Below are 24531 nucleotides of genomic sequence, written 5' to 3'. Positions count from 1 at the left end.
ACACCCCCCCCAATAGGAGCATTACCCCTATGAGCGTGCACGAACTCAAACGTCCACTGGCCCTGGAATGGCCCGCCGAACTGCTCGGCAACCTGCCCAAGGCGCTGGAACAACTGCACCACTGGGCACAGATCACGCCGCTGCACACCGCCTTGCGCCACAAACGCCAGGGCCAGTGGCATGCATGGCGCTGGATCGACGCCTTGCGGGATGTGGAGCGTCTGGCCGATGGCTTGCGTCAGCAGGGCTTTGACGAGCAATCGCGCGTGGCCCTCAGCGGGGCGTTCGAGCCGAACCTGTTGCTGTTGGTGCTGGCTGCTCATTCCATCGGTGGGCAGGTCCTGACCCTGGCTGACGACCTTGAGGTCGACGCACTGCAACAACACCTGTGGCGCATCCGTCCCACCCACTCTTACACCCAGGACCGCCAGCAAGTGCGGCATTGGCAATCGGCCAACCTGCTGGATTTTGCCCAGTTGCTCGGCCCGATCGACCCGGCGCAGCACCTCGTACGTTGGTGGCAACCCAGCGGCGAAACCGCGTTGTGGAGCGAAGAGGGCACCCGCTGGCAGGGCGGCCTGGCGGTGGTGTTGGAGCAATGGCTGAACAGCGGCCATGGCCTGGCCTTTCCGGAAAGCCTGGCCTCGGCTCGGCGTGATCGCAGTGAAGTGGCGCCCACCGGCCTGCTGTTATCGCCCGCACGTTTGCAGCACCTGGCCGACGAAATTGAAAGCCGCCTGGCACCCCATGGCACCTGGCGTCGGCGCCTGTGCGACTGGGCCATCGCCCACCCGCAAAGCGGCCTGCGCCGCCTGTTGAAAAACCGTGTGCGCAAGCTGCTCGGCTTTCAGCGCCTGGCTTATATCTGGCAACCCCTCAAATCCACCCCGTCGCCGGTGTGGCTGGCGGAATTCAAACGGGACATCGCATGAGCCAAGCCATTCTCCAGGTGCGGGATATTTCGCTGTCGTTCAAGGGCGTCAAGGCGATCAATGCCTTGTCCTTCGAGGTGGCGCGCGGCGAGATCTGCGCGCTGATCGGTCCTAACGGTGCCGGCAAAAGCTCGTTGCTCAACGTACTCAATGGCGTGTATCGCTTCGATGCCGGCGAGATCGTGTTCGAAGACCAGCACTTCCACCGCATTGACCCATTGGGCGCCGCGCGCCGGGGCATTGGTCGCACCTTCCAGAACAACGCGCTGTTCAAGAAGATGAGCGTGCTCGACAACATCCTCACCGGCCTGTCGCGGCATCTGCGCAGCAGCTTTATCGAACAGGCCCTGGGCTTACCCCGCGCACGCCGGGAAGCCGAAGCGTTCCGCCTGCGTGCCCAGGGCATTCTCGAATTTCTTGAGTTGCAAGCTCAGCGTGATGTGCTGGTGGGCAACCTGTCCTACGGCCTGCAAAAGCGCGTCGAGCTAGGGAGGGCATTGATCGCCGGCCCTAGCCTGTTGCTGCTCGACGAACCCATGGCCGGCATGAACGCCGAGGAAAAACAGGAAATGGCGCGCTTCGTCGCCGACGTGAACCGCGACCTCGGCACCACCGTGGTGTTGATCGAACACGACATGGGCGTGGTCATGGGGCTGTCCGACCACGTGGTGGTGCTCGATTACGGGCGCAAGGTCGGCGACGGCACGCCCGCCGAAGTGCAGGCCAATCCCGAGGTGATCGCGGCCTACCTGGGAGTGGTGCACTGATGACGTTTTTCTTTGAAACCCTGCTTGGCGGCCTGCTCGCTGGCACTATGTATTCGCTGGTCGCCATCGGTTTCGTGCTGATCTACAAGGCCAGTGGCGTGTTCAACTTTGCCCAGGGCTCGATGCTGTTGTTCGCCGCGCTGACCTTCGTCAGCCTGCATGATCAAGGCGTGCCGTTTGCCCTGGCGCTGCTCTTGACCGTGATCGTGATGATCGTCGGCGCCATGCTGATTGAGCGCCTGGTGTTGCGGCCGCTGGTGAACCGCTCGCAGATCACGTTGTTCATGGCCACGTTGGGCCTGTCATTCATTATCGAAGGCCTGGCCCAAGGTTTGATGGGGTCGCAAGTGCGGGCATTGGACTTGGGCATCGACGACGTGCCGCTGTTCGTCGGCCCGCTGATGCTCAGTCAATTCGACCTGATCGCCGCGGCCGCTGCAGTGGTGCTGGTGACGGTGCTGGCGCTGCTGTTCAACAAGACCCGCATCGGTGTGTCGCTGCGCGCGGTGGCGGATGACACCACGGCGGCGCTGTCCATTGGCATCAACCTCAACCGTATCTGGCAGATCGTCTGGGCGGTGGCCGGGATTGTCGGGCTGGTGGCGGGGCTGCTGTGGGGTGCGCGCCAAGGGGTGCAGTTTTCGTTGTCGCTGGTGGTGCTCAAGGCCTTGCCGGTGCTGATCATCGGCGGCTTTACCTCGATTGGCGGGGCGATTGTCGGCGGGTTGATCGTCGGCGCGGCGGAGAACCTGGCCGAGGTGTATATCGGCCCCTTGATCGGCGGCGGCATCACGCCGTGGTTCGCCTACGTACTGGCCCTGGCCTTCCTGTATATCCGTCCCGCCGGCCTGTTCGGCGAGCGCGCCATCGAGCGAGTCTGAAACCATGTCGATTCCCGTTGTTCAAGACACCGCCCCGTTGCTGCTGATCCAGCGGCGCATTCCCTGGGGGCTGACTGGCCTGTTGGCGCTGGCCTTTGTCGTGGTGCCGCTGTGGGGCAATGACTATTGGCTCAATGCGATCCTGATCCCTTTTTTAGTGCTGTCGTTGGCCGGGTTGGGCTTGAACCTGCTCACCGGCTACACCGGGCAAACCTCGGTAGGGGCCGCCGGTTTCATGGCTGTTGGCGCATTTGCCGCCTACGGTTTTTTGCTGCGCCTGCCGGAACTCGGCTTGCCGGTGGCGCTGCTCGGCGGCGGGGTTATCAGCGCGTTGGTCGGCCTGTTGTTCGGCCTGCCGAGCTCGCGGATCAAGGGCTTTTACCTGATGGTCACCACCCTGGCCGCGCAGTTTTTCCTGGAGTGGCTGTTCGTCAAATTCCCCTGGTTCTACAACTATGGCTCGTCCGGGACCATCTCCGCGCCGAAGCTTGCGCTGTTCGGGCATGACCTCAATACCCCGCTGGGCCGTTACCTGCTGACGTTGGTCACCGTGCTGCTGCTGACCTGGACCGCGATCAACCTGGTGCGCAGCCAGGTCGGGCGCAACTGGATGGCGATCCGCGACATGGACACCGCCGCCGCCGTGGTTGGTATTCCGGTGGTGCGCTACAAGCGCCTGGCCTTTGCGGTCAGCTCGTTCTACCTAGGCATCGCCGGCGCGCTGTGGGCCTTTGCCTACCTGGGCACGGCCAGCGCCAGCAGTTTCGACATCAATCGTTCATTCCAGATCCTGTTCATCATCATTATCGGTGGCATGGGCAGCATCGCCGGCAACTTTGTCGGTGCGGCCTTCATCAGCCTGTTGCCGATCTTCCTCAGCCACGCCGGGCAGGCGCTGTTCGGTGGTTCGGTGGATGCGGGGCAGTTGCAGAACCTGCAAAAAATCATCTTTGGCGTGTTGATCATCGTGTTCCTCATCAAGGAACCCGAGGGCTTGATTCGCCTGTTGCACAACCTGCGTGACCGTGTGCGGCAGTGGCCGCTGCGTTTCTAACATTCCCTCAAGAGAATTCCCATGCGTGCATCCTTGAAACGTTCCCTGGTCGGCGCTGCATTCGCGCTGGCCGCCCTGGCCGGTGCTGTTCCCCAGGCGATGGCCTCGCCGGACCAGCAATTCATTCCCCTGGCCACCTACCGCGTCGGCGCCTACGCGTCCAGCGGCGTGCAGGTGTGGGCCGGGATGATCGACTACCTGCGCTACATCAACGAGGTCGAAGGCGGCATTAACGGCGTCAAGTTGGTGTGGCAGGAATGCGAGACCGAATGGACGGCGGAGAAGGGCATTGAGTGCTACGAGCGCTTCAAGAATGGCCTGGATGGCGCGCCGGTTGCGGTGTACCAGCCCAACGGGGCACCGGCGGCCTATGCCTTGAGCGAGCGCGCCGAGGTGGACAAGATCCCACTGATTACCCTCGGCTACGGCCGCACCGAAGCCACCGACGGCACGGTGTTCCCCTACAACTTCCCGGTGATGCTGACGTTCTACAGCGAGGCGTCGACCCTGGTGAACTACATCGCCCAGCGCGAAGGCGGATTCGACAAACTCAAGGGCAAGAAGATCGCCACGGTCTACCACGACTCGGCCTATGGCCGCGAAACCCTCGGCCCGCTGAAACTGCTGGCGGAAAAGTACGGCTTTGAAAACATCCAGATTCCAGTGGCCGACCCCGGCAACGAACAGTCCGCGCAATGGCGCCAGGTCCGCCAGGCCAACCCGGACTGGGTGTTCCTGCGTACCTGGGGCGTATCCACCCCGGTGGCGGTGAAGACTGCCGCGCGCTTCGGTTTTCCGGTGGATCACATCATCGGCGACATCTGGGCCAGTTCCAGCGAAGACGTCTTGCCTGCCGGTGCCGCCGCCAAGGGCTACCTGGCACTCACGCCGTACCCGGCGGGTGCCGACTTCGAGATCCACAAGCGCCTCAAGCAATACATCCTCGACAAGGGCCACAGCGACCTCAAGGACCTGAAGAACTTCGGCAGCGTCTACTACAACTCCGGCCTGGTGAACGCCGCCGTGGCGGTGGAAGCGATCCGCACCGGCCAGGCCAAGTTCGGCAAGCGTCCGCTGAATGGCGAAGAGGGCCGCTGGGGTCTGGAACACCTGAACATTGACGACGCCCGCTTGAAAAACATGGGCTACTTGGGGCTGATGCAGAACCTCAAGCTGTCGTGCCGCGACCACGAAGGTGGCGGCTCGGCGCGGGTGCAGCAGTGGGATGGCGCCAACTGGACGCTGATCAGCGAGTGGATCGCCGCCGACCGCGCGCTGCTGCGACCATTGATCGATGAAAAGTCCGCCGCCTTTGCCAAGGAAAAAGGCCTGACGCCACGCACCTGCACCGGGGATGAGTAAACCATGAGCCAGCCCGCCGCTGAATCCGCCAGCCTGTCACTGTTGACGGTCAACGACATCGAAGTGATCTACGACGGCGCGATCCTCGCGGTGGCCGGGGTGTCGCTGAGCGTGCCCAAAGGTGCCATCGTCGCCTTGCTCGGTGCCAATGGCGCCGGCAAGAGCACCACGCTCAAGGCGATTTCGGGGTTGGTACGGGCCGAGCGAGCGGAGGTCAGCCGGGGTGTGATCGAATATGCGGGCCTGGACCTGGCCGGTGTCGATCCCAGCCAGCGCGTGCGCCAGGGCACGGTCCATGTGCTGGAAGGCCGTCATGTGTTCGGCCAGCTCACGGTGGAAGACAACCTGCGCAGCGGCGGCTTCGTGCGGCGCTTGAGCCGCAAGGACATGGAACAGGACCTGGAGCGCATTTACACCTGGTTTCCACGGCTCAAGACCAAGCGCCACACCCGCGCCGGGCTCACCTCGGGCGGCGAGCAGCAGATGGTCGCCATCGGCCGGGCGTTGATGACGCGTCCTACTTTGGTACTGCTCGACGAGCCGTCCATGGGTTTGGCGCCTATGATCGTGCAGGAGATTTTCGAGATCATCGCGCAGCTCAACCGTGAGCAGCAGGTGAGCTTCCTGATCGCCGAGCAGAACATCAATGTCGCACTGAACTATGCGTCCCACGGCTACGTATTGGATACTGGCCGCGTGGCCTTGAGTGGCAGCGCCGCTGAGCTGTTGGCGCGGGGCGACTTGCATGACATTTACCTGGGCAAACAGTAAGGGCGACTCTGCATGACTGAATCCATCCGCAACGCTGATGTACTGATCATCGGCGGCGGTCTGAGCGGCACGATGCTGGCGGTGCAACTGCTGCGCCTGCCGGGTCGGCGCCGGATCCTGGTGATCGAGCCGCGTGCCGAACTCGGTCGGGGCGAGGCCTACAGTGCTGTCGAACTGGGCCACACCCTGAACGGCAACGCGGCGCGCATGAGTGTCGACCCGGACAATGCCGACGATTTGACCCAGTGGCTCACCGAGTACATTGGCGCCGGAGGCTGGCCGGAGTCGCGCCAGCAGCACGTGCCGATCAGTGAACTGTTCCCGCCACGCGGGATATTTGGCGTGTACGCCCAGCAACGCTTGGCCGAGGCGAAAGCGCAGTCTGCCTCCAGCGTCGAGCATGTGCGTGCTGAAGGGGTCGACCTGCAGGTGGACGAAGGTTCAGCACTGCTCACCCTGGATGACGGCCAGCAATTGCGCGGCGGTGTTGCGGTGCTGGCCACCGGCATGTTCCCGGCAGCGCGCACACCGCAGACCGAGTCCAGCGGGTTGAACGCAGCAGCGGTGGATCCTTGGGATGTGCAAGCCATGACCGCGATTGACCCGCAAGCGCCGGTGCTGATCATCGGTTCCGGGTTGACCATGGTTGATGCCGTGGTGTCCCTGGAACAGGCCGGGCATCGCGGGCCGATCGAGATTTTCTCGCGCCATGGCCTGTTGCCCCATGTGCGCCGCCAGCCGCCGAGCTGGGTGGATTTCCTTGGCGAAGATCACCGTCTGCGCAGCCCTCGGCAATTGCTGCGCGAGGTGCGTCGGCAATGCACGATGGCGCAAGCACAGGGCATTGATTGGCAGGCGCCGCTGGACACGGTGCGTGCGCATATCGGCCGGCTGTGGAGCCAGGCCAGTGAACGCGAAAAACGTCAGTTCGTGCGCCATGTGCGGCCGTGGTGGGAAAGCCATCACCACCGTTCGCCGCCGTTGAGCGCGCAGTTGGTGGCGCGGTTGCATGAAGCGGGGCGGTTGCGGATTCGGGCGGCGTCGTTCAAGGGCCTGGAGCCTTCGGTCGAGGGCGTGACCATTGGTGTGCGTTACCGGGGCGAACACGCGGTAAAGCGGGTTTGCGGCGCGGCCCTGATCAACTCCAGCGGCATCGAATACGACTGGCGCCGCGTGGCCCGGCCGTTGCCGCAGCAGTTGCTCAAGCGTGGGTTGATCCAGCCTGGGCCATTGGCGTTGGGCATTGCGGCCGATGCTTGCGGGGCGGTGGTGGATGCCCAGGGGCAGGTCAGCCAGCGCTTGTTCGCCATGGGCCCGCCGTTGCGGGGGATGTGGTGGGAAAGCACGGCGGTGACGGATGTGGCGATTCAAGCTAAAGCCTTGGCCGCAAAGCTGACACAAATCTAACTGTGGGATCGCCATCTATTTCGAGGTCTTCACAAAGCCGGGCTTTAAACCGAACACCTCAACGCCTTGGGGCGTCGATTGCCCGCTCGTCACCTTCACCCGTTCCACCGGCTTATCCATCGTCTCACGGTATTCGACCGTCATATCCGGCGCTATCGCCTGGCTTGGAATCACTATTGCCTGCGCGTTGTTGTAGGTCACGATGGTCAACCGCGCACTCATCCCCAGTCGCACCCGTTGCAACTGCTGCGGCGTGAGCTTGGGGATCGACAAGGTCACCGGAAACTGTGCACTGCCCTGGCTGTCACTGGCAATCGCCAAGCCGCTCACCACGCTGACCGTGCCACTCAGCCGCTCGCCGTCAAACCCATCCCCCAGCACTTCCACCGCCTGGCCTTGATGCAACTGGTTGATGTCCAGCTCCGAGACTTTGGCGACGATTTTAAGCCGTTCGATGTTCGCCAGGCCAAACAGCACCTGACCCTGGCTGACCTTGCTGCCGGCCTGCACCGGGGCGGTGTTGTTGCCGCCGCCCTGAGTTGAAGTATTGCCGGGCGGCGGCACCACGATGCCGGAGAACGGCGCCTTGACTTCCTGGCCGTCGAGCAGCTTGTGCAGGGCGTCGTATTTCACCGTGGCATTGGTCAGTTCCATGTCGGCGATCTGGCGGTATTCGCCCTTGCCCTGGTCGAGGGCCTGCTGCAGTTCGCTGCGCGCGGAGGCGAGGTCGAGTTGTTGCTGCTGGGTCTGCTGCTTGAGGTCATCCAGCTCGTTGCGCGGGATGATGCCGCGCTGGAACAGGTTTTCGCTTTCGGTCAGTTTGCGCTGGGTGTTGCTGGCGGTCATTTCGAGGGTGCGCAAGGCACGGCGCGCGCGGCTGACAGTGGGGCCGTTGTCCCAGTCCTGCATTTCCTGCACGGTACGCCGGGCCCTGAGTTGGACGGAGAGGGCGTCGCGCAATTGCACCTCCAGGGTGGCAGGGTCCATGCGCAGCAACACCTGGCCGGCCTCGACCCTTTGGCCTTGCTCCACCAGGTTGGCTTGCACGTTGCCGTCGAACGGCGCGGTGAGGGCGATGGTGGTGTCGGGCTCGATCTTGCCCACCAGGCCGATCTGGTGCACCAGCGCGTCGGGCTGGACGGCCTGCCACTGCTCGGGAATCCCGGCCGGATCGGAGGCCGGGCCGCGCAAGGCCAGGCCCGCGCTGCCCAGCAACAGGATAAGTACAGCGCCCAGCAGGCGTTTCTGATTAGTAGTCATTGAGGGCGATTTCCCAACTTTCCAGCGTCATGCCCAGGGTCAAGTCGAGCTGGGTCTGGGCGTTCAAATAAGCGATCAGCGCATTGAGCTGTGCGTTTTCGGCGTTGCGCAGGTCGGTCTCGAAACTCAGCACCTGGAAGTTGGTGGAGCGTCCGGCGCTGAGTTTTTCCCGCTCAATCTCGATCTTGCGCCGCGACAGCTCCACGGCGCGCTGGGAGATTTCATATTGGCGCCAGCGGGTGCCGAGGTCGCGCACCACGTTGTTGACGCTGCGCTCCAGCTCCTGGCGCGCATCGGTGATACGGATCTCCTGATCCTCCACATTCACCCGCGCACGCACTTCAGCCTGGCGCGTGCTGATGTCGCCGATGGGGATTTGCACCTGCACCCCGGCGTAGCTATCCCAGGTTCGGTTGTTGGTACGGCCGGCGTCGTTGTCGGTGTTGGCCCGTATCTGGTTGGCACCGGCCACGAGGTCCACCTGCCAGCGCCCGGAGTCCTTGGCGATCACCAGGTTCAGGTCGGCCTGTTGGCTGCCGAGTAAAGCGGCAAGGTATTCCGGCTGCTGGGTCTGCGCGAGGTTGAAGGCCTGGCGCTTGTCGACCTGCACGGGCTGGGCCTCCAGGGCTTCGGTGGCGCGAATCGGTGTGGACAGGTCCAGCGCCAGCAGGCGCAGCAGGGCCAGGCGGCTGGTGTCCAGTTGGTTCTGTGCTTCTTCCACGCCCAGTTGCTGGGTGGCGATATCGGCTTCGGTCTGCACGATTTCGAACTCAGCCATGCGCCCGGCATTGATCAGCGCCTTGTTCACCTCCAGCAAGGTGCCGGAGCGCTTGAGGGCGTCCTGCACGATGCTCAGTTGCTGCTGGGCGCGCAACAGTTCGCGGTAAGTGGCGATGATCTGGCTGATGGTCTGCGCCACGGTGGCCTTGAGGTTCAGGCGGTTGGCCTGTTCCGACAGGCGCGACAGGCGCAGCGGCGCGGTGGTGGCGTCCCAGCCGGCGCCGCGCAGCAGCGGCTGGATGATCGCCAGGTCGAGGCCGTCGCTGCGGTAGCGGCCGGCTCGGTCGGCGGTGTTCAGTTGCTGGGTCCAGGCCATGCTCAGGCGCGTGCCGTATTCACTGAGCAGGCTGGTGGCCGGCGCGAGGTTGGCATTGCGTGTGTTGTCGGCGGAGCCACGGTTGGTGCGGTAATAACTGTTGAGGGTGAGCTTGGGGTTGAACACATCTTCGGCCACCCGCAGGTCGAATTTCTGCGCCACCCGTTGCAGGTAGGCGCTGCGGATCGCCGGGTTGTTGCGCAAGCCAAGGTACACCGCATCGCCCAGTGTCAGGCGGGTGACCTGAGCATTCAACGAGACGCTGCGGTCATAGCCGCTGCGGGTGCTACTGGGCGCCGATGGCTTGATCACCACGTCGGCGGCTGTACCGGGCAGGCTGACGAATGCGAGCAGCCAGAGCCATTTATTCATCGCGCAGGGCCTCCACCGGCTGCAAGCGTGAGGCCGACACCGCTGGGTAGATGCCGAAGAACAACCCCACCAGCAACGTGCTGCCCACCCCCAGCGGCAAGGCGGCCACGGCCAGTGAAAATTCCCAGCCCGACAGCCAGGCGTACAACCAGGCAGCGGTCATGCCCAGCACCGCGCCGCAGAGCGCGCCGACGGCGGTGAGGGTCACGGCTTCGAGCAGGAACAGATTGCGGATATCGCGCTGGCGGGCGCCGAGGGCCATGCGGATGCCGATCTCGCGGCGGCGCTCAGAGACGTTCATCAGCATCACGTTCATCACCCCCACACCACCGCCCACCAGTGAGATCGCGCCCAAAGCCAGCAGCAGGTAGGCGAATGTGCGGCTTTGCCGGGTCATGCCGTCGATCATTTGCTGGGGCACCTGGATGTCCACATCGTGGTCGGGGAGCTGGGGTTTCAGCGCGGCGGCCGTGTCTTGGGCGACGCGCTCCATGTCCTGGCCGGGCGCGGCACGAATGATCAGGTTGCCGATCTGTGGTGTTGCGTAGATGCGGCGCATGCCTTCGGCGGGAATGAACAGCGACTCATTGGCCTGTACGGGCATCAGCATCGCCCGTGGCTGGCTGCGCAGGATGCCCACGATCAGGAACAGGTAGTCGTTGATGCGCACGCGATCGCCCACTTGCAAGGGGTCGCCCGGTGCACTTAGTGACTGGGCCACTTGGTCACCGATCACGCCGTAGGTTTCGTTGGCATCGAAGCTCGACAGGAAACGCCCCCGTTGCACCACCAGGCGCATCGCGTCCTTGATGTCCGGTGTACTGCCCACGAAGTTGGCGTTGGCGGTACGGCCATGGAACACGATGGGCCCGCTGAACAGTGTGAGCGCACCGATATGGGCAATGCCCGGCACCGTCTGGCGCATGGCGTCGAGGTCGAGGCGGGCGGGCATCGGCACAGTGCTGGCGCCCTTGGGGGGGAACTGAGCGATCAGGGTGTCGGTGCCCATGTCCTTGAAGATCATCGCGGCATCCACCGACGCGTTATGCCCGATGTTGATCAGCGCCACCACCGACGAACTGCCGATCACAATCCCCAGCAAGGCCAGGATCGAGCGCTTGCCCAGGGTGCGCAGGCTGACGAACGCTTCATGCAGCAGTTGGCTGAGGTTCTGTTCAACCCGCAGGCTGCTCTTTACCCCCTCGATCATGGGCGCCCGGCCTCCTGTACCACGCCATTGCGCACCAGGATCTTGCGGTCCAGGCGCTCGGCGATGTGGGGGTCGTGGGTGACGATGATCAGGGTGACTTGTTGTTCACGGTTCAGCGCCAGCAGCAGGTCCATGATGTCCTGGGCCGTGGTGCTGTCGAGGTTGCCGGTGGGTTCGTCTGCGAGGATCACCGAGGGCTTGCCTACCAACGCCCGCGCAATGGCGACCCGTTGGCGCTGGCCGCCGGACAGGTCGGCGGGGCGATGGTGGGCGCGGTCGGCCAGGCCGACTTGTTCGAGCATGCGCAGGGCTTGTTCCACCGACTCATGGCGCGACACGCCGCGATAACTCAGGGGCAGGGCGACATTGTCCAAGGCGCTGAGGCGTGGCAACAGGTTGAAGCTCTGGAACACAAAACCGATCTGCTGGTTGCGGATCGCCGCCAGTTCATCGGGTGTGGCGTTGAAGATATCGTGCCCGGCAAAGTGGTACTGGCCGCAGTTGGGCAGGTCCAGCAGGCCGAGGATATTGAGCAGCGTGCTTTTGCCTGAGCCGGAGGCGCCGAGGATGCCGCAGCTGTCGCCGCTGGCGATGCAGAGGCAGACATTATTGAGAATGGACAGGTGCTGACCGGCCAGCTGGTAGCTTTTGCCGATGCCGTTCAGGGAGATCAAGCCGGGTTGCGCGGGGGTATCTGTCATCATGACTACGCCTTCAGTCTCGACGGTGCTGCCATGCCCCCTTGGTAAAGCCTTGTAACAAGTTCGGGAGCTGCCTGGTACGCGTCACGGACTGGTTTTATTTCTTGTTTTTAAAATATTGTTTGAATACTAACCGTGTTCCAGCCGCTTCGCCAGCCATGGATATAGAGCGGTTTCACCCTTTGAAACGATTGCTCCCCAGGCAGCGGAAGCCTGCTAGAAACCCGTTCGACTAACCTCTGCACGCCCGTCTGCAAAGGCTTTCGGTTATATGGCGGTGTGTCACTACTTGCTTTCGGACGGTCGGCCCGGTATAAAAAATCAAATTATTTTTTAAAACAATATTTCCCACGTGGAACTTCTATGGTCGCGAAGAAAGTCAGCGCTCCAAACATTACCAAGACTCGATTGCTGGATGCGACAGAGGCTCTCTTCATCAAGTATGGCTACGACGCCGTTCTGCTCCGGCAGATTACCGAGCGTGCCCAGGTAAACCTGGCTGCGGTGAACTACCACTTCGGGGACAAGGATTCCCTGATGCAGACCCTGCTCAAGCAGCGCCTTGAACCGCTCAACGAGCAGCGTCTGGAACTGCTCGCGCGCTGTGAGGCCGAGTCCGACGGCCCTCTGGACTGCGACACCTTGCTCGGCGTGCTGTTCGCCCCGGCCATGGGCCTGGAGCGCAGCGACCCGGCCAGCGCCAGTGGGGAAGGACGTTCATTCATCCGTTTCCTGGGGCGGGTGTACAGCGACACGTCGCCGTTTATCCAGGAATACCTCAAGGTGCATTACCAGCCGGTGTTCCAGCGTTTCTTCGAAGCCTTTGCCCTGGCCTTGCCGGACCTGCCGCGCAATGAACTGGGCGTGCGCCTGCAATTTGCCCTCAAGGCGATTTCCGGCGTGATGGCTGGCACCGAACTGCGCCTGCTGATGAACTCCATGAGCCTGGGCCGCCCGGCCACGGATGCCGAGGTGATGGCCAAGTTGATCACGTTGGTGTCGGCGGCGATTCGCGTGCCGCAGCAAAGCCCTGAGGCGGAACATGCCTTGGCCAAGGTGCTGGATACCCAGCGGGCGATTCGTGAGCAATCTGCCGCGCCAGCGAGCAAGGCAGCGCGTTGACTCAATTCCCAGGCAAAAAAAAGCCCGCTGGGGCGGCGGGCTTGATATGCAACATTTGTAACGGATGAGGCTTCACACTACGTTCCTGAATGTGAATAAAACGTGAAAACTTTGTAAGGCAAAGTGTGAAATTCTTGAAATCTGTAAACGCGTCGGAATTATCCTTTTTTGCTCAGCGGATTCAGATTTTCCAGTGCCCGGCGCTCTTGGCCAATCGCTGACGCATTGCATCCACGTTCTGTGCCAGTTGCAATGTCAGCAATCGATAGCCATCCAGCGCGCTATACACCGGTACGTCCAGCGCCGGTTCAGCGCCGGTATGACTTGGCCGCTCCAACCGCTCTGTCACCCCCGACTTCAACGCCCGCGCCATCCCCACTAACTGCACGCGAATCTGCCGATGCTCGGCCTTCAACATCATCTGCATGCGCGACATCGCCTGCTCATCGCGCGGATCCGGTCGGGTATTGCCAAGAATCTCCAGGGTGCTGATGCACAGGCGCAGGTGTCGTTGGATCGCGTCCAACTCCGTCATGGAAATCCGCACTTCCTTAGACACGGACGGCATCAGCGAGCGCAATTGCACCATCGATGCATTCAAGCGATTGAGCTGTTTGAGGTGTTCATCATCGGTCACCGACTGGCCATTGATGATCCGGCTATAAATAGCGGCGCAATCGCGTAATGCACTGGCCAGGTTGTAACGCCACGAATACACGGCATACAGCGGCAGGGCGAAGGAAAAGGCCAGCGCCAGCACGATACCGATCAGGATATCCACGGTGCGCCACAATCCGTCCGATACCGGATTGTCACCATGCCCGGCGACGATAAACACCGTGATCGCCGACAGCAGCGCGATATAGCCGCCCTTGCCAATGGCGTGATAGGAAAAGAACCCGCACACCACAGACATCAGCAGATAGGTCAGCAACGGCTGGCCCAGCCATGCCTGTTGCAGCACCAGCAGCAAACCGACGCTGGCGCCGATCAAGGTGCCATAGGCGCGTTCCACCGCTTTTTTGCCGATATTGCCGTGGTGCTGCAAACCGCCAATCACGATCAGCATGGTCACCGACGCCCACTCACCGTGAGGCAGGTTGATGCCGGTGGTCAGCAGGATCGTCGCCAGCAAGCCGATGGACACGCGCACGGCGTGGATCAGCTTGGCATGGCGATAGCGGCGGTACGGGTCGAGCAGTGGGCGCAACAGGCGCCGGGCAAACACAGGCAGATGCAGGTTTATCAACGACGAATCGTCCTCTAGAAAATGTAATCGGTGGTCAGGAAGCTTGAATCGCGGTTGCGCAATATGTCGCTGACCAGCGCCTTGTTGCTCTCCTGGAACTTGGTCGCCACCAAGGTGCGGATCGAAAACACGCGCAAGGCGTCATGCACCGACAGCGTGCCCTCGGCCGAGTTTTTGCGCCCGTTGAACGGGAACGTGTCCGGGCCGCGCTGGCACTGGGCGTTGATATTGATCCGGCCGACCTGGTTGGCGAAGGTGTCCACCAGGCGCCCGACTTGCACGGCGTTGGTGCCGAAAATGCTCAACTGTTGGCCGAAATCGGAATCGAGCACGTAGTCGATCACGGTCTCCAGGTCGCGGTAGGGCACGATCGGCACCACCGGGCCGAACTGCTCTTCGTGGTACACGCGCATCTGCGGGTTCACTGGGTACAGCACCGCCGGGTAAAAGAACGATCCACGGCTTTCAGCGCCATGCTCATTTACCACCTTGGCACCGTGCTGCGCGGCATCCGCCACCAGGCCGTTGAGGTAATCCACCTTGCCCACTTCGGGCAATGGCGTCAGCGCCACGCCGTCTTCCCACGGCATGCCGGGTTTGAGCGTGGACAGCTTCTGGTTGAATTTCTCGATAAAACTTTCGACCACATCCTCATGCACAAACAGGATTTTCAAGGCGGTGCAGCGTTGGCCGTTGAACGACAGGGAACCGGTGACGGCCTCACTCACCGCATTGTCCAGGTCCACTTCGGGCAACACGATGCCGGGGTTTTTCGCATCCAGGCCCAACGCCGCACGCAGGCGGTGCGGCTTAGGGTGCAGTTTCTTCAAATCGCTGGCGGCCTTGTTGGTGCCGATAAACGCGAAGATATCGATCTTGCCGCTGGCCATCAGCGCGCTGACGGTTTCGCGGCCGCTGCCGTAGATCACGTTGATCACCCCGGCCGGGAAGCTGTCGCGGAACGCTTCCAGCAGCGGGCGGATCAGCAGCACGCCCAGCTTGGCCGGCTTGAACACCACGGTGTTACCCATGATCAACGCCGGGATCAGCGTGGTGAAGGTTTCGTTCAGCGGGTAGTTGTAGGGGCCCATGCACAACGCTACGCCCAGCGGCACGCGACGGATCTGGCCGAGGGTGTCCTGTTCCAACTCGAAGCGGCTGGAGCGGCGGTCGAGTTCCTTGAGAGCATTGATGGTGTCGGTGATGTAGTCGCAGGTGCGGTCAAATTCTTTCTGCGAGTCCTTGAGGTTCTTGCCGATTTCCCACATCAGCAGCTTGACCACCGCGTCGCGCTGTTCACGCATGCGCCGCAGAAAGGCTTCGACGTGCTGGATACGTTCGGCCACGCGCATCGTCGGCCATTCACCCTGGCCCCGATCATAGGCACGCACGGCGGCATCTAGAGCGGTGAGGGCGGTGTCGGCGTCCAGCAGCGGTGTGCTGCCGATATGCACACGTTCGTCGCCAAACTGCACCGGGCTTTGCACCTTGGCCAATGGGCCGTTCCACACCTGCAACTGGCCATCGACCAAGTAATCACGCTGTTCAATGGGCGCTCCGAGCTGGAATGGCTCGGGAATCTCGGCGGCGGAGGCGGGAAACAGCTGGGTGAGCAGGTTGCTGGTGGTCATGTCGCTACCCCTGGAATAGTTGCAAAACATGACTAGAGAGTCACCCAACAACAGGCTCTATGGCAAGGCTTGCGCGCTTTCTTGTACGCAGCGCTGCGCCTGCCGGTTAAACTGCGCGGCTTTTCAGAAGGAGTTCACATGAGTCAGTACCAGCCGGGCATTCTTGCCGCACCGGTGCCATTGCAGGCACGCCATCTGTTTTTTGCCGTGGATTCACTGGCCGCCGTGCCCGCTGCGTTGGACGCGCTGGTGCAGTTGACCGACTCGGCGGCGGTGGTCGGTTTTGGCGAGCCGCTGGTCAACGCCTTGGGTGCCCGGATTGAAGGCCTGCGCACATTCCCTACCGTCAGCGGGCCGGGCGCACATAACCCGTCAACCCAACAGGCGCTGTGGGTATGGCTGCACGGCGTGGATCGCGGTGAATTGCTGTTGCGCAGCCGTGCCTTCGAGAAGGCCCTGGCCCCGGCGTTCCGCCTGGTGCAGATGACCGAAGGCTTCCGCTACAAGACCGGCTTCGACCTCACCGACTACGAAGACGGCACCGAAAACCCCCACGACGACGCAGCCGTTGAAGCGGCCCTGACCGACAGCGGCGCCAGCTTTGCCGCGATCCAGCAGTGGCAGCACGACCTCGACGGCTTCGCCGCCTTGCCTGCGCAAGAGCGCGACCACATCATCGGCCGTCGTCATGGCGACAACGAAGAACTCGACGATGCCCCCGAGTCCGCTCACACCAAGCGTACCGCCCAGGAAAGCTTCACCCCGGAAGCCTTCGTGGTGCGCCGCTCCATGCCATGGGCCGAGAACGGCCAGGCGGGGTTGATGTTCCTCGCGTTCGGCCACTCCTTCAATGCATTCGAAGCGCAACTGCGCCGCATGAGCGGGCTGGAAGATGGGATTGTCGATGGCCTGTACCGCATCAGCACACCGTTGACCGGCGGTTACTACTGGTGCCCGCCGATCAAGGATGGGCACCTGGACCTGAGCGCGCTGGCTTAAATCACGCCGCACACCAGCCGCTCACCGCCACCGCCCAATGGCTTGGGCATGTCGGAATGGTTGTCGCCGCCGGCATGGATCATCAGCGCGTGGCCTTTGATCTGCGCCAGGCTTTTCAAGCGGGGCGCCAGCACCGGGTTGTTCGAGGTGCCGTCCATGTTCACGTACAGCGCCGGCAGGTCACCCAGGTGGCCGTCGGCGTAAGGGCCCAGGTGCTTGCCGGTCTTCTCCGGGTCGAAGTGCCCGCCGGCGGCCAGCGCCGCGACTTTCACGCCGTCTTTCACACCCGCTTCACAGCTGCCGTTTTCATGGATATGAAAGCCATGCACGCCCATTGGCAGGGATTTGAGATCCGGGGTGAAGATCAAGCCATAGGCTGACTCGCTGATGGTGATGCTACCGACGGGCTGTGGCGCGCCATCGGCACTTACCAGGTTGACCGGGACTTGCAACGAAGCCGCCTGGGCGGAGCCGACCGCGAAGACACTGAGCAGGCCGAGCAGAAGAGAGCGATTCATAAAAGCGTTCCTGAAGGTTAGGGGTGTTGGGCAGTTTCAGGAATAACAACGATTGGGCTGCGCCAAACATTCCGTTGGAAAAAACATATTTTTCCAACGGAATAACCTCGGGCCATCAACTGTTCTGCATACCTATCTGTGCAAACTGCGGCGCCATCCCTGCGCCGCGACAATGGCGGCAGCCGTACACACCCAGCACCACCGGCTCCTTCACCAGCGGTTTCGGCTCCCGTTCGAACCAGGTCGGCGCCACAAAGCGGTAACCCAGACCGGGTGCCGTGGCGATGTACAGCGCGTCATCGTCACCAAGGGTGCGGCGCAGCGTCTTGATCTGTGTGCGCAGGTTGCATTCCTCCACCACCAGTTTCGGCCAGGCGATGTCGAGCAGTTCGGCTTTTTTCAGCAGTTCGCCAGGCCGCGAGGCGAGGGCGATCAGCAGTGTCAGCGCGCGGCTGCCCAGGTTCACGGGTCGTCCGTGCTTGAGCAGTTGATGGCGCTTGGGGAGCAGTCGATAAGGGCCGAAGTGAATCTCAGCGCAGCCGTCGTTTTCGAGGAGCGTTGTGAGTGAATAATTCATGTCGGTCATAGATCACCTGGAAGTTTTATATATAGCCGGCCCGCGAACTAGTCCTTTGGTTATTAGTGCAGTTGCACTAACGGGCGCGGAGGAAAGTTGCTCTCCCAGCAATAAGGCTGCTGGAGAGGAGCTATCAAACGTGATGATTAAGTCGCTGTTGTTACAAATTGAAATATCTGGGAAGTTGGGCAAAAGGCTATTAGCGAGAAATGTGAAGTCGTCGCGAAAATAAATGCCAAGCCTTGCCGTGCAGATCGTCTGTATCGCGCCTTATTGTTCAAATTCATTCTGCTCTCAGTTGTCAGGTCCCCGTAAATCGAGGGCTGCAGCGTGTCTTGGATTTTTTCAGAAAGTTCCGTGACCCAAAATGGATGAGTTTTTTTCAACGCCAGGTTGAACCAAACCTTTCACAGCGTCTGTGCGGAACGTTTCACAAGCTTTCACAGCGAAGGCGTTTTGATCGTGAGTAGTATGGAACCCATGCAAGCCGACGGCAGTTCGAAGGCTCACTGTCTGACGTTTTGGGCATTCACCGGTTTGCATACTTTCAGCTTGCTGTTGCGCAACTGAATAACTTCCCTATCGATGCAAGGAGATGAACATGGCTGATGTCCCACCAGTAAAAGCAGGCGGCGCCGACGACGCTATCGCGAAGATGGAAGCGACCTTCAACATGGCTATCGAGAAGTCGGCCAAGATCACCGAAATCAGCACCGCGAAAAAAGCGGAGCTCGACGCCACCAAACAGCGTCCGCAGAACTGATTCGCCAAACGGGCGGCGCCGGCGCTGCCCGTTTACCCTCTGATGCTTGACCCCGTTGCACATGCTCAAGGGGGCAAACCCAATCATGACAGCCTTGATTTCCTTGGGGCCGGTCGCCGCTACTGGCGCACCGACCTTGACCGTGACCGGTGGTTTGCACCAGGGCAGTTCCCTGGTGCTCGACCAGCCGGTCTATACCCTCGGCGCCGACCTGGCGGCCGATCTGGTACTCACTGATCCCGGTATTGCCGGCCTGCACCTGCGCCTTCGGTTTGAAGGCGACCAAGTGGCGGTCGAAGCGCTGGGCGGTGATGTGCTGCTCGCCGGCAATGTGCGCATTCCCCACGGCAGCGGCCATCGCGCGCGGCTGCCGCTACAACTGCGGATCGGCACGGCGGCTGTGAGCCTGGCAGTGCCTGGTGGAGCTGAAAAGCCGTCGGACACCCCACGCAAAATCACCCCGTGGATTGTCGCGACCGTCCTGCTGTTTATCTGTGCGGGGGCGCTGGCGGTTCGTAGCGAAGCGCCCCTGGTGCCCGCAACGGTCGTGGCCGACGAGGTTGCGCCGCTGAAAAAACCGTCCCGCGAGCAAGCCAAGGCCTGGTTGGAGCAGCAGCTACAAACCGCCCGCTTGGACACCGTGAAAGTCAGTGACAGCAATGGCCAGCTCAGCGCCACCGGCACCTTTGAACAGTCGCAAAAGCCACAGTGGCTGGCGTTGCAGCAGGCGTTCGATCAGCGCTACGGCCAGCAGATCGTGCTCAACCCCCGTGTGACGGCCCGCGCCGATGCCGCCGCGCCGCGCGTGCGCTTCCAGGCCGTGTGGTTTGGCACCCACCCCTACGTGATCAACGACAGCGGCAAGCGCCTGTACCCCGGCGCAGCCCTGGCGGACAACTGGGTACTGGAACGCATCGAAAACAACCAAGTGATCCTCGCCCGTGGCGAGGAGCGCTTCACCTTCACCCTATGAACATGCGCCGCCCCCCTGTAGGAGCGAGCTTGCTCGCGAAAAACGCCCAGCCAACCCGTTCCGACAGGCAGCCCGCGTCAGCGTTGACGACCTTCGCGAGCAAGCTCGCTCCTACAGTGTTTCTGCGAGTCCTTCCATGAAAGTCGAACCCCGCCCGTTGATTCCCAGTGATGTGCGCAGTGCGCCGGTCGAAGCCGTTCGCCCGGTCAACTCGCGCCAGGCCACCGCCTTCGAAGCGGTGCTCAAGACCCGCAAGACCCAGACCCGCCGTTCCCTGCGCAGTGACCTCGAAGCGCTCACCGCCGCCGCCGGCGTCGACTCGTTGCTGTTCGGCGGCGCGCGTTCGCTGGAGTTGTTGGAGCATGTGATGGAACAGATCCTGCCCGGCCTGGACGCCGAGCCACACATCAAGGCACTGGCCGTCGAGCTGATCGGCGAAGAGATCGAGATGCGCCGCAACCTCGAACAGCAACGCTCGGAGGTGCATACCTGATGGCCCGCGATAACGACGACGCCGTGCAACTGCTCAAGGGCATTGGTGAACTGTACCGGCGCAATGGCCAGTCCCAGCGCGCCCTGGTGATGCTGCTGATTGCCGTCAGCGTCGCGCCCCACGACGGTGTGTTGCTGCGCTCGCTGGTGCTGGCTTTCACCGACAGCGGTGACGCCGCCCGTGCCCTGAGTGCCCTGGACCGCCTGGTGGCGCTGGAAGGCGAATCGGCCAGCCTGTTGCTGCTGCGCGCCCGCGCCTTGTGGTACGGCGAGCGCAAGGACGAAGCGCGCCAATGCTTTAAACGCTACCTGGCCGCACGCAGGGCTGGCGCATGAGTGCACTCAACCGCCTGAACAACCTGGCGCGCCTCGCTGCGCAGCGCACCGACGTGATCATCGTCGCATTCATGCTGATGGCGATCGTGATGATGATCATCCCGCTGCCCACCTATCTGGTGGATGCGTTGATCGGCCTTAACATCGCCCTGAGCATCCTGATCCTGATCGTGGCGTTCTACATCGGCCATTCGGTGGAATTTTCCGCGCTGCCGCCGCTGATCCTGTTGAGCACGCTGTTCCGGTTGTCATTGTCGATCACCACCACGCGTTTGATCCTGCTGCACGGCGACGCCGGCCATATCGTCAAGGCCTTCGGCGACTTTGTGATTGCCGGGCAAGTGGTGGTGGGCATGGTGGTGTTCCTGATCATTACCGTGGCGCAGTTCGTGGTGATCACCAAGGGCGCCGAGCGTGTGGCGGAAGTGGCCGCGCGTTTCACTTTGGACGCGATGCCCGGCAAGCAGATGAGCATCGACAACGACCTGCGCAACGGCGACATCGACCAGGCCGAAGCCCGGCGCCGCCGCTCGCGCCTTGAGCGAGAAAGCCAGATGTTCGGTGCGATGGACGGCGCCATGAAGTTCGTCAAAGGCGATGCCATCGCCGGCCTGGTGATCCTCGCGGTCAACCTGCTCGGCGGCATGTTGATCGGCATGATCGAGCGCGACATGCCCTTCGGCGTGGCGGTGCACACCTACTCGTTGCTGACCGTGGGTGACGGCCTGATCGCGCAGATTCCGGCGCTGCTGATTTCCGTGGCGGCGGGCACCGTGGTCACCCGCGTCAACAGCGACGGCGAAGCGGGGGACCTGGGCAGCGAGATCATCAAGCAACTGGGCGCCAGTTACCGGGCGCTGGGCTTGACCGCGTTGATCATGATTGGCGTGAGCCTGCTGCCGGGGTTTCCGACCTGGGTGTTCCTCGGTCTGTCCCTGGTGTTTGGCGGCGCGGCGTTCATGATGTATCGCCGCCATCACCGGCAGCCTGAGCTGGAAGTGCTGGTCGAGGCACCGGAACCCGAGGTCGAAGTGCAGGCCGAGCTGGATGACAACCTGCTGCCCGATACCCGGGTGCTACTGACCCTTGGCAGCGGCGTGTCCCAGAACGCGCCGCGCCAACTGCTGCGCCAGCGTGTCGAAGCGCTGTGCCATGACCTGCGTACCGAACTCGGCGTGGACATGCCGGTGCCGGGCATCTACATGGAGGCCAAGGCCACTCCGGGCAGTTTCCGCGTGTCCCTGGAAGGCGTGCCGGTGAGCGAGGGCGAATTGCCGATCAACTGCCTGCTGGTGCAGGACGATCCGGTGCATGTGCAGCTGCTGGACATCGCCACTGTGCAGGCCGATTCCCCCCTCAATGGCCGCAGTGCCCATTGGGTCGAACGCCAGCACGAAGACACGCTGCGCAACGCCGGCATCGGCTTCCTGCTGCCCGACGAGGTATTGCGCGGTGTGCTGGAACGCAGCCTGCGTCGCTATGCCGCCGACTTCCTCGGCATCCAGGAAACCCGCCTGCTGCTGGAGCGCACCGAGGCCACCTACGGTGAACTGGTCAAGGAAGCCTTGCGCCTGGTGCCGTTGCAACGTGTGGCTGAAACCCTGCGCCTGTTGGTCGGCGAGGGCGTGTCGATCCGCAATCAGCGCGCTTTGCTCGAAGCCATGGTGGAGTGGGGCGCCCGTGAAACCGACGCCGGGCGCCTGGCTGAACACTTGCGCGCCGCGCTGGCGCGGCAGATCAGCCATCAATACGCCGACCGCAACCGGGTGATCGGTGCGCTGGTGCTGGCGCCGGGCCTGGAAGACCAATTGCGTGCATCCCTGCGTCGCCAGGAGCCGCAGCGCGAATTGATCCCCGAAGAAGTCAGCCGCGCCTTGCTCGCCCAACTGCGCCAGGCCTGTGACAACACTCGCGAAGTCAACAGTGCGGTGTTGCTGGTGCACCCGGAACTGCGCCGCAGCCTGCGCCGCCTGGTACTGCGCGGTGAGCTGGAGCTGGCGGTGCTGTCGTTCCGCGAGCTGGCCACCGAGTACAACCTGCAAGCGTTGGTGACCATCAGCCTCACCGAAATTTCCAACCGCCGCGCGCCTGCCGCGGCTTCCGTCACCCCCCTGGCGTCTGCCTCATGATGCGTTTTTGTGTGCTGTTGCTGAGTGTTTTTGCATGTGTGAGCCAAGCTCAGGAGATCGCGGCTGGCGCCGGGGGTTCGATTGCCCTGGCCTCCGGTGAAGGGCGCATCCTGCATTTTGTCGCGCCGGTGGATTCGGTGCTGGTGGCCGAGCCGAATGTGGCCGACCTGCAAGTGGTGTCGCCGGGCACGATCTATATTTTCGGCAAGGCGCCCGGCAACACCAGCCTGATTGCCCTGGGCAGCGACGGCAAACAACTGGCGAGCCTGACCCTGGCCGTGAGCAGTGGCAGCCAGGCGGTGAGCACGCCGATGCAGGCGCTGCACCCCGGCAATGGCGCACAGATCAGCGGCGCCGGTAATCGCCTGGTCGCCAAGGGCACCCTGGGTTCGGTGGCGGAGGCGACCGACCTGAATGCCTTGCTCAACCCTCAGGGGCAAGGTTTCCAGAGCGCGATCAACACCACCGAATACGCAGGGTCCGCCCAAGTGAACCTGCGTGTGCGTTTTGCCGAGGTGTCGCGCTCCGAGCTGCTGCACTACGGCGTGAACTGGAACGCCATGTTCAACAACGGCACGTTTTCCTTTGGACTGATCACCGGCGGACCATTGGCCGCCGCCACGGCGGGTGGCTTGGCAGCAGCGGGTGCCGGTTCAGGCAATGTGAACATCGACGGCATGCTCGATGCGTTGCAGGCCAACGGCGTGCTGCAGATCCTTGCCGAACCGAATATCACCGCCATGACCGGCCAGACCGCGAGTTTCCTTGCGGGTGGCGAAGTGGCGATCCCGGTGCCGGTCAACCGTGACCTGGTGGGCATCGAGTACAAGTCGTTCGGCGTGTCGTTGCTGTTCAACCCGACCCTGCTGCCCAACGGCCGCATCGCCCTGCAAGTGCGCCCCGAAGTCAGCAGCGTGGTCAGCGGCGGCACCGTGGATTTCGGCAACTTCCACGTGCCGTCCTTCAGCGTGCGCCGCGCCGATACGCGGGTGGAAGTCGGCAGCGGGCAGACCTTCGCCATCGCCGGGCTGTTCCAGCGTGAAAGCAGCCAGGACATCGAGAAACTGCCACTGCTGGGTGACCTGCCGATCCTCGGCAACCTGTTCCGCTCCAAGCGCTTCCAGCGCAATGAAACCGAACTGGTGATTCTCATCACGCCGTACCTGGTGGAACCGGTACGCGGTCGCACCCTCGCCACGCCCCTCGACGCACAACCGGCTACCGCAGCGGCCACCGGACCGCGCAGCGGCGGGGCGTTCGGTTTCTACATGAATTGATCAGGGGGACTGCCATGACTGCTTTACGCGTATTGATGCTGTTGCCCCTGGCGCTGATGGGTTGCCAGACCCACCTGGCGCCCACTTACTACTCATCCGAGTACCGCGCGGATGGCTTGCCGACCCAATGCCAGCAACCACCGGCAACGGACACCATCGGGCTGGGCGAGGATTTCAAACCGACCCTGGCGTTGGGCTGCGCGAATAACCTGAACCTGATGCAGATGGTCGAGCGCAAGCAAGACCTGACCCAAGGCCGCACGACCGGCCCGGTGATGGCCGCGCCCGTCGGCCGAGCTGCGCAGGTGTACATCGAGGGGTTTGATCGTGAGCAGTTGCAGCGGCGCAAGGACCAGCAGGAAGCCAAGGCCGGCGCCGCGGGGGGCCAACAATGACCTCCTTCACTGGCATCCGGTATCTTTCTGACTCCCCACATCCCAACTGTAGGAGCTGGCTTGCCAGCGATAGCGGTATGTCTGTGTACATATCCGTTCCTGCGGTAACGGCCGCTTATGGTTCCGCTCTTACAGCGGGTCACTTTTGGAAGAGCCGGAAGCCGGCCCAGCCAAAAGTAACCAAAAGGCTCTCGCCCCACCACTCGGCACCTCGCCTAGGCTCGGTGTTCCCTCTCTCCGGCTTGAATCCGTGGGCC

The 24531-nt window shown here is 62.6% G+C and carries 24 protein-coding genes; 16 read left to right on the top strand and 8 right to left on the bottom strand.

The window, feature by feature from the left end; all coding sequences use genetic code 11:
* Positions 1-29: 29 nt before the first annotated feature.
* The 7 genes from HX793_RS00745 to HX793_RS00715 are packed head-to-tail and all read left to right on the top strand — an operon-like array spanning position 30 to position 7174.
* Positions 30-932 carry an AMP-binding protein gene (locus tag HX793_RS00745; protein ID WP_177095430.1) on the top strand — a complete coding sequence of 301 codons (903 nt, stop codon included), beginning with the start codon at positions 30-32 and terminating at the stop codon, positions 930-932.
* Positions 929-1699 carry an ABC transporter ATP-binding protein gene (locus HX793_RS00740; RefSeq protein WP_033901330.1) on the top strand — a complete coding sequence of 257 codons (771 nt, stop codon included), beginning with the start codon at positions 929-931 and terminating at the stop codon, positions 1697-1699. The genes HX793_RS00745 and HX793_RS00740 overlap by 4 nt, the downstream gene beginning before the upstream one ends.
* Positions 1699-2580, top strand: a complete 882-nt coding sequence (locus HX793_RS00735; protein ID WP_016977456.1) for a branched-chain amino acid ABC transporter permease — start codon at positions 1699-1701, stop codon at positions 2578-2580. Before HX793_RS00740 ends, HX793_RS00735 begins: the two co-directional genes overlap by 1 nt.
* A gap of 4 nt (positions 2581-2584) precedes the next feature.
* Complete coding sequence (locus HX793_RS00730; RefSeq protein ID WP_016977457.1) at positions 2585-3634, top strand: branched-chain amino acid ABC transporter permease; 1050 nt, start codon at positions 2585-2587, stop codon at positions 3632-3634.
* A gap of 21 nt (positions 3635-3655) precedes the next feature.
* The gene (locus HX793_RS00725) at positions 3656-4996 is read left to right on the top strand and encodes an ABC transporter substrate-binding protein (RefSeq protein WP_177050669.1); all 1341 of its coding nucleotides are present in this window, start codon (positions 3656-3658) and stop codon (positions 4994-4996) included.
* Between the two features lie 3 nt (positions 4997-4999).
* Positions 5000-5767 (top strand): ABC transporter ATP-binding protein, encoded by a 768-nt coding sequence (locus HX793_RS00720; protein ID WP_177095428.1) that lies wholly within the window; start codon positions 5000-5002, stop codon positions 5765-5767.
* 12 nt (positions 5768-5779) lie between these two features.
* Positions 5780-7174: an FAD/NAD(P)-binding protein gene (locus tag HX793_RS00715; RefSeq protein WP_177095426.1), complete on the top strand. Its 1395-nt coding sequence runs from the start codon at positions 5780-5782 to the stop codon at positions 7172-7174.
* A 15-nt stretch (positions 7175-7189) separates the two neighbouring features.
* Here the strand turns inward: HX793_RS00715 and HX793_RS00710 are convergent, their stop codons facing one another.
* Genes HX793_RS00710 through HX793_RS00695 form a run of 4 tightly spaced genes read right to left on the bottom strand, consistent with a single transcriptional unit; the run spans position 7190 to position 11816 of the window.
* Positions 7190-8434 (bottom strand): efflux RND transporter periplasmic adaptor subunit, encoded by a 1245-nt coding sequence (locus tag HX793_RS00710; RefSeq protein WP_177095424.1) that lies wholly within the window; start codon positions 8432-8434, stop codon positions 7190-7192.
* Positions 8424-9902 carry a TolC family protein gene (locus tag HX793_RS00705; protein WP_177095422.1) on the bottom strand — a complete coding sequence of 493 codons (1479 nt, stop codon included), beginning with the start codon at positions 9900-9902 and terminating at the stop codon, positions 8424-8426. The genes HX793_RS00710 and HX793_RS00705 overlap by 11 nt, the downstream gene beginning before the upstream one ends.
* Positions 9895-11112 carry an ABC transporter permease gene (locus tag HX793_RS00700; protein ID WP_177050664.1) on the bottom strand — a complete coding sequence of 406 codons (1218 nt, stop codon included), beginning with the start codon at positions 11110-11112 and terminating at the stop codon, positions 9895-9897. The genes HX793_RS00705 and HX793_RS00700 overlap by 8 nt, the downstream gene beginning before the upstream one ends.
* On the bottom strand, positions 11109-11816 hold the full coding sequence (locus HX793_RS00695; RefSeq protein WP_177050662.1) for an ABC transporter ATP-binding protein: 708 nt from the start codon (positions 11814-11816) through the stop codon (positions 11109-11111). The genes HX793_RS00700 and HX793_RS00695 overlap by 4 nt, the downstream gene beginning before the upstream one ends.
* A gap of 360 nt (positions 11817-12176) precedes the next feature.
* Here HX793_RS00695 and HX793_RS00690 point away from each other — a divergent pair, with 360 nt between their 5' ends.
* The gene (locus HX793_RS00690; protein ID WP_016977465.1) at positions 12177-12935 is read left to right on the top strand and encodes a TetR/AcrR family transcriptional regulator; all 759 of its coding nucleotides are present in this window, start codon (positions 12177-12179) and stop codon (positions 12933-12935) included.
* Positions 12936-13116: 181 nt separating this feature from the next.
* On the opposite strand, the gene HX793_RS00685 is transcribed toward HX793_RS00690, so the two are convergent.
* Together HX793_RS00685 and HX793_RS00680 are read right to left on the bottom strand one after the other, a co-directional pair.
* Positions 13117-14175, bottom strand: coding sequence for an FUSC family protein (locus HX793_RS00685; RefSeq protein ID WP_025999812.1), 1059 nt, complete (start codon positions 14173-14175; stop codon positions 13117-13119).
* Positions 14176-14198: 23 nt separating this feature from the next.
* Entirely contained in the window at positions 14199-15815 is a 1617-nt protein-coding gene (locus HX793_RS00680; RefSeq protein ID WP_177061112.1) for an NADP-dependent glyceraldehyde-3-phosphate dehydrogenase, read from the bottom strand.
* Positions 15816-15953: 138 nt separating this feature from the next.
* Here HX793_RS00680 and HX793_RS00675 point away from each other — a divergent pair, with 138 nt between their 5' ends.
* A complete protein-coding gene (locus HX793_RS00675; RefSeq protein ID WP_177050658.1) occupies positions 15954-16814 on the top strand; it encodes a Dyp-type peroxidase in 861 nt (286 codons plus the stop codon).
* Here the strand turns inward: HX793_RS00675 and sodC are convergent.
* Together sodC and HX793_RS00665 are read right to left on the bottom strand one after the other, a co-directional pair.
* Positions 16811-17332 carry a superoxide dismutase family protein gene (gene sodC / locus HX793_RS00670; RefSeq protein WP_016977469.1) on the bottom strand — a complete coding sequence of 174 codons (522 nt, stop codon included), beginning with the start codon at positions 17330-17332 and terminating at the stop codon, positions 16811-16813. The genes HX793_RS00675 and sodC overlap by 4 nt on opposite strands.
* 115 nt (positions 17333-17447) lie before the next feature.
* Positions 17448-17909, bottom strand: coding sequence for a winged helix-turn-helix domain-containing protein (locus HX793_RS00665; RefSeq protein ID WP_025999813.1), 462 nt, complete (start codon positions 17907-17909; stop codon positions 17448-17450).
* A 601-nt stretch (positions 17910-18510) separates the two neighbouring features.
* Between HX793_RS00665 and HX793_RS00660 the strand changes: the two genes are divergently transcribed.
* The 7 genes from HX793_RS00660 to HX793_RS00630 all read left to right on the top strand — a co-directional run bounded on the left by HX793_RS00660 (position 18511) and on the right by HX793_RS00630 (position 24274).
* Positions 18511-18672 (top strand): hypothetical protein, encoded by a 162-nt coding sequence (locus HX793_RS00660; protein ID WP_016969018.1) that lies wholly within the window; start codon positions 18511-18513, stop codon positions 18670-18672.
* Between the two features lie 85 nt (positions 18673-18757).
* Positions 18758-19645: a SctD/MshK family protein gene (locus HX793_RS00655; RefSeq protein WP_016977472.1), complete on the top strand. Its 888-nt coding sequence runs from the start codon at positions 18758-18760 to the stop codon at positions 19643-19645.
* Positions 19646-19781: 136 nt separating this feature from the next.
* Positions 19782-20138, top strand: coding sequence for a hypothetical protein (locus HX793_RS00650; protein WP_016977473.1), 357 nt, complete (start codon positions 19782-19784; stop codon positions 20136-20138).
* Positions 20138-20473, top strand: coding sequence for a tetratricopeptide repeat protein (locus HX793_RS00645; RefSeq protein ID WP_177061118.1), 336 nt, complete (start codon positions 20138-20140; stop codon positions 20471-20473). Before HX793_RS00650 ends, HX793_RS00645 begins: the two co-directional genes overlap by 1 nt.
* Complete coding sequence (gene sctV / locus HX793_RS00640; RefSeq protein ID WP_177050649.1) at positions 20470-22602, top strand: type III secretion system export apparatus subunit SctV; 2133 nt, start codon at positions 20470-20472, stop codon at positions 22600-22602. Before HX793_RS00645 ends, sctV begins: the two co-directional genes overlap by 4 nt.
* Complete coding sequence (locus HX793_RS00635; protein ID WP_033901346.1) at positions 22599-23879, top strand: type II and III secretion system protein family protein; 1281 nt, start codon at positions 22599-22601, stop codon at positions 23877-23879. Before sctV ends, HX793_RS00635 begins: the two co-directional genes overlap by 4 nt.
* A 14-nt stretch (positions 23880-23893) precedes the next feature.
* The gene (locus tag HX793_RS00630) at positions 23894-24274 is read left to right on the top strand and encodes a hypothetical protein (protein ID WP_016977620.1); all 381 of its coding nucleotides are present in this window, start codon (positions 23894-23896) and stop codon (positions 24272-24274) included.
* Positions 24275-24531: the final 257 nt, after the last annotated feature.

This window comes from Pseudomonas reactans (assembly GCF_013387025.1).
Lineage (GTDB): Bacteria > Pseudomonadota > Gammaproteobacteria > Pseudomonadales > Pseudomonadaceae > Aquipseudomonas > Aquipseudomonas reactans.
Note: the sequence above shows the minus strand (reverse complement) of the source record. Positions and strands in the feature narration are given on the sequence as shown.

Bases quoted from the DNA above. Each gene is read 5' to 3' on its own strand.
- HX793_RS00745 (WP_177095430.1), top strand. From the start codon at position 30: ATGAGCGTGCACGAACTCAAACGTCCACTGGCCCTGGAATGGCCCGCC.
- HX793_RS00740 (WP_033901330.1), top strand. From the start codon at position 929: ATGAGCCAAGCCATTCTCCAGGTGCGGGATATTTCGCTGTCGTTCAAG.
- HX793_RS00735 (WP_016977456.1), top strand. From the start codon at position 1,699: ATGACGTTTTTCTTTGAAACCCTGCTTGGCGGCCTGCTCGCTGGCACT.
- HX793_RS00730 (WP_016977457.1), top strand. From the start codon at position 2,585: ATGTCGATTCCCGTTGTTCAAGACACCGCCCCGTTGCTGCTGATCCAG.
- HX793_RS00725 (WP_177050669.1), top strand. From the start codon at position 3,656: ATGCGTGCATCCTTGAAACGTTCCCTGGTCGGCGCTGCATTCGCGCTG.
- HX793_RS00720 (WP_177095428.1), top strand. From the start codon at position 5,000: ATGAGCCAGCCCGCCGCTGAATCCGCCAGCCTGTCACTGTTGACGGTC.
- HX793_RS00715 (WP_177095426.1), top strand. From the start codon at position 5,780: ATGACTGAATCCATCCGCAACGCTGATGTACTGATCATCGGCGGCGGT.
- HX793_RS00710 (WP_177095424.1), bottom strand. From the start codon at position 8,434: ATGACTACTAATCAGAAACGCCTGCTGGGCGCTGTACTTATCCTGTTG.
- HX793_RS00705 (WP_177095422.1), bottom strand. From the start codon at position 9,902: ATGAATAAATGGCTCTGGCTGCTCGCATTCGTCAGCCTGCCCGGTACA.
- HX793_RS00700 (WP_177050664.1), bottom strand. From the start codon at position 11,112: ATGATCGAGGGGGTAAAGAGCAGCCTGCGGGTTGAACAGAACCTCAGC.
- HX793_RS00695 (WP_177050662.1), bottom strand. From the start codon at position 11,816: ATGATGACAGATACCCCCGCGCAACCCGGCTTGATCTCCCTGAACGGC.
- HX793_RS00690 (WP_016977465.1), top strand. From the start codon at position 12,177: ATGGTCGCGAAGAAAGTCAGCGCTCCAAACATTACCAAGACTCGATTG.
- HX793_RS00680 (WP_177061112.1), bottom strand. From the start codon at position 15,815: ATGACCACCAGCAACCTGCTCACCCAGCTGTTTCCCGCCTCCGCCGCC.
- HX793_RS00675 (WP_177050658.1), top strand. From the start codon at position 15,954: ATGAGTCAGTACCAGCCGGGCATTCTTGCCGCACCGGTGCCATTGCAG.
- sodC (WP_016977469.1), bottom strand. From the start codon at position 17,332: ATGAATCGCTCTCTTCTGCTCGGCCTGCTCAGTGTCTTCGCGGTCGGC.
- HX793_RS00665 (WP_025999813.1), bottom strand. From the start codon at position 17,909: ATGAATTATTCACTCACAACGCTCCTCGAAAACGACGGCTGCGCTGAG.
- HX793_RS00660 (WP_016969018.1), top strand. From the start codon at position 18,511: ATGGCTGATGTCCCACCAGTAAAAGCAGGCGGCGCCGACGACGCTATC.
- HX793_RS00655 (WP_016977472.1), top strand. From the start codon at position 18,758: ATGACAGCCTTGATTTCCTTGGGGCCGGTCGCCGCTACTGGCGCACCG.
- HX793_RS00650 (WP_016977473.1), top strand. From the start codon at position 19,782: ATGAAAGTCGAACCCCGCCCGTTGATTCCCAGTGATGTGCGCAGTGCG.
- HX793_RS00645 (WP_177061118.1), top strand. From the start codon at position 20,138: ATGGCCCGCGATAACGACGACGCCGTGCAACTGCTCAAGGGCATTGGT.
- sctV (WP_177050649.1), top strand. From the start codon at position 20,470: ATGAGTGCACTCAACCGCCTGAACAACCTGGCGCGCCTCGCTGCGCAG.
- HX793_RS00635 (WP_033901346.1), top strand. From the start codon at position 22,599: ATGATGCGTTTTTGTGTGCTGTTGCTGAGTGTTTTTGCATGTGTGAGC.
- HX793_RS00630 (WP_016977620.1), top strand. From the start codon at position 23,894: ATGACTGCTTTACGCGTATTGATGCTGTTGCCCCTGGCGCTGATGGGT.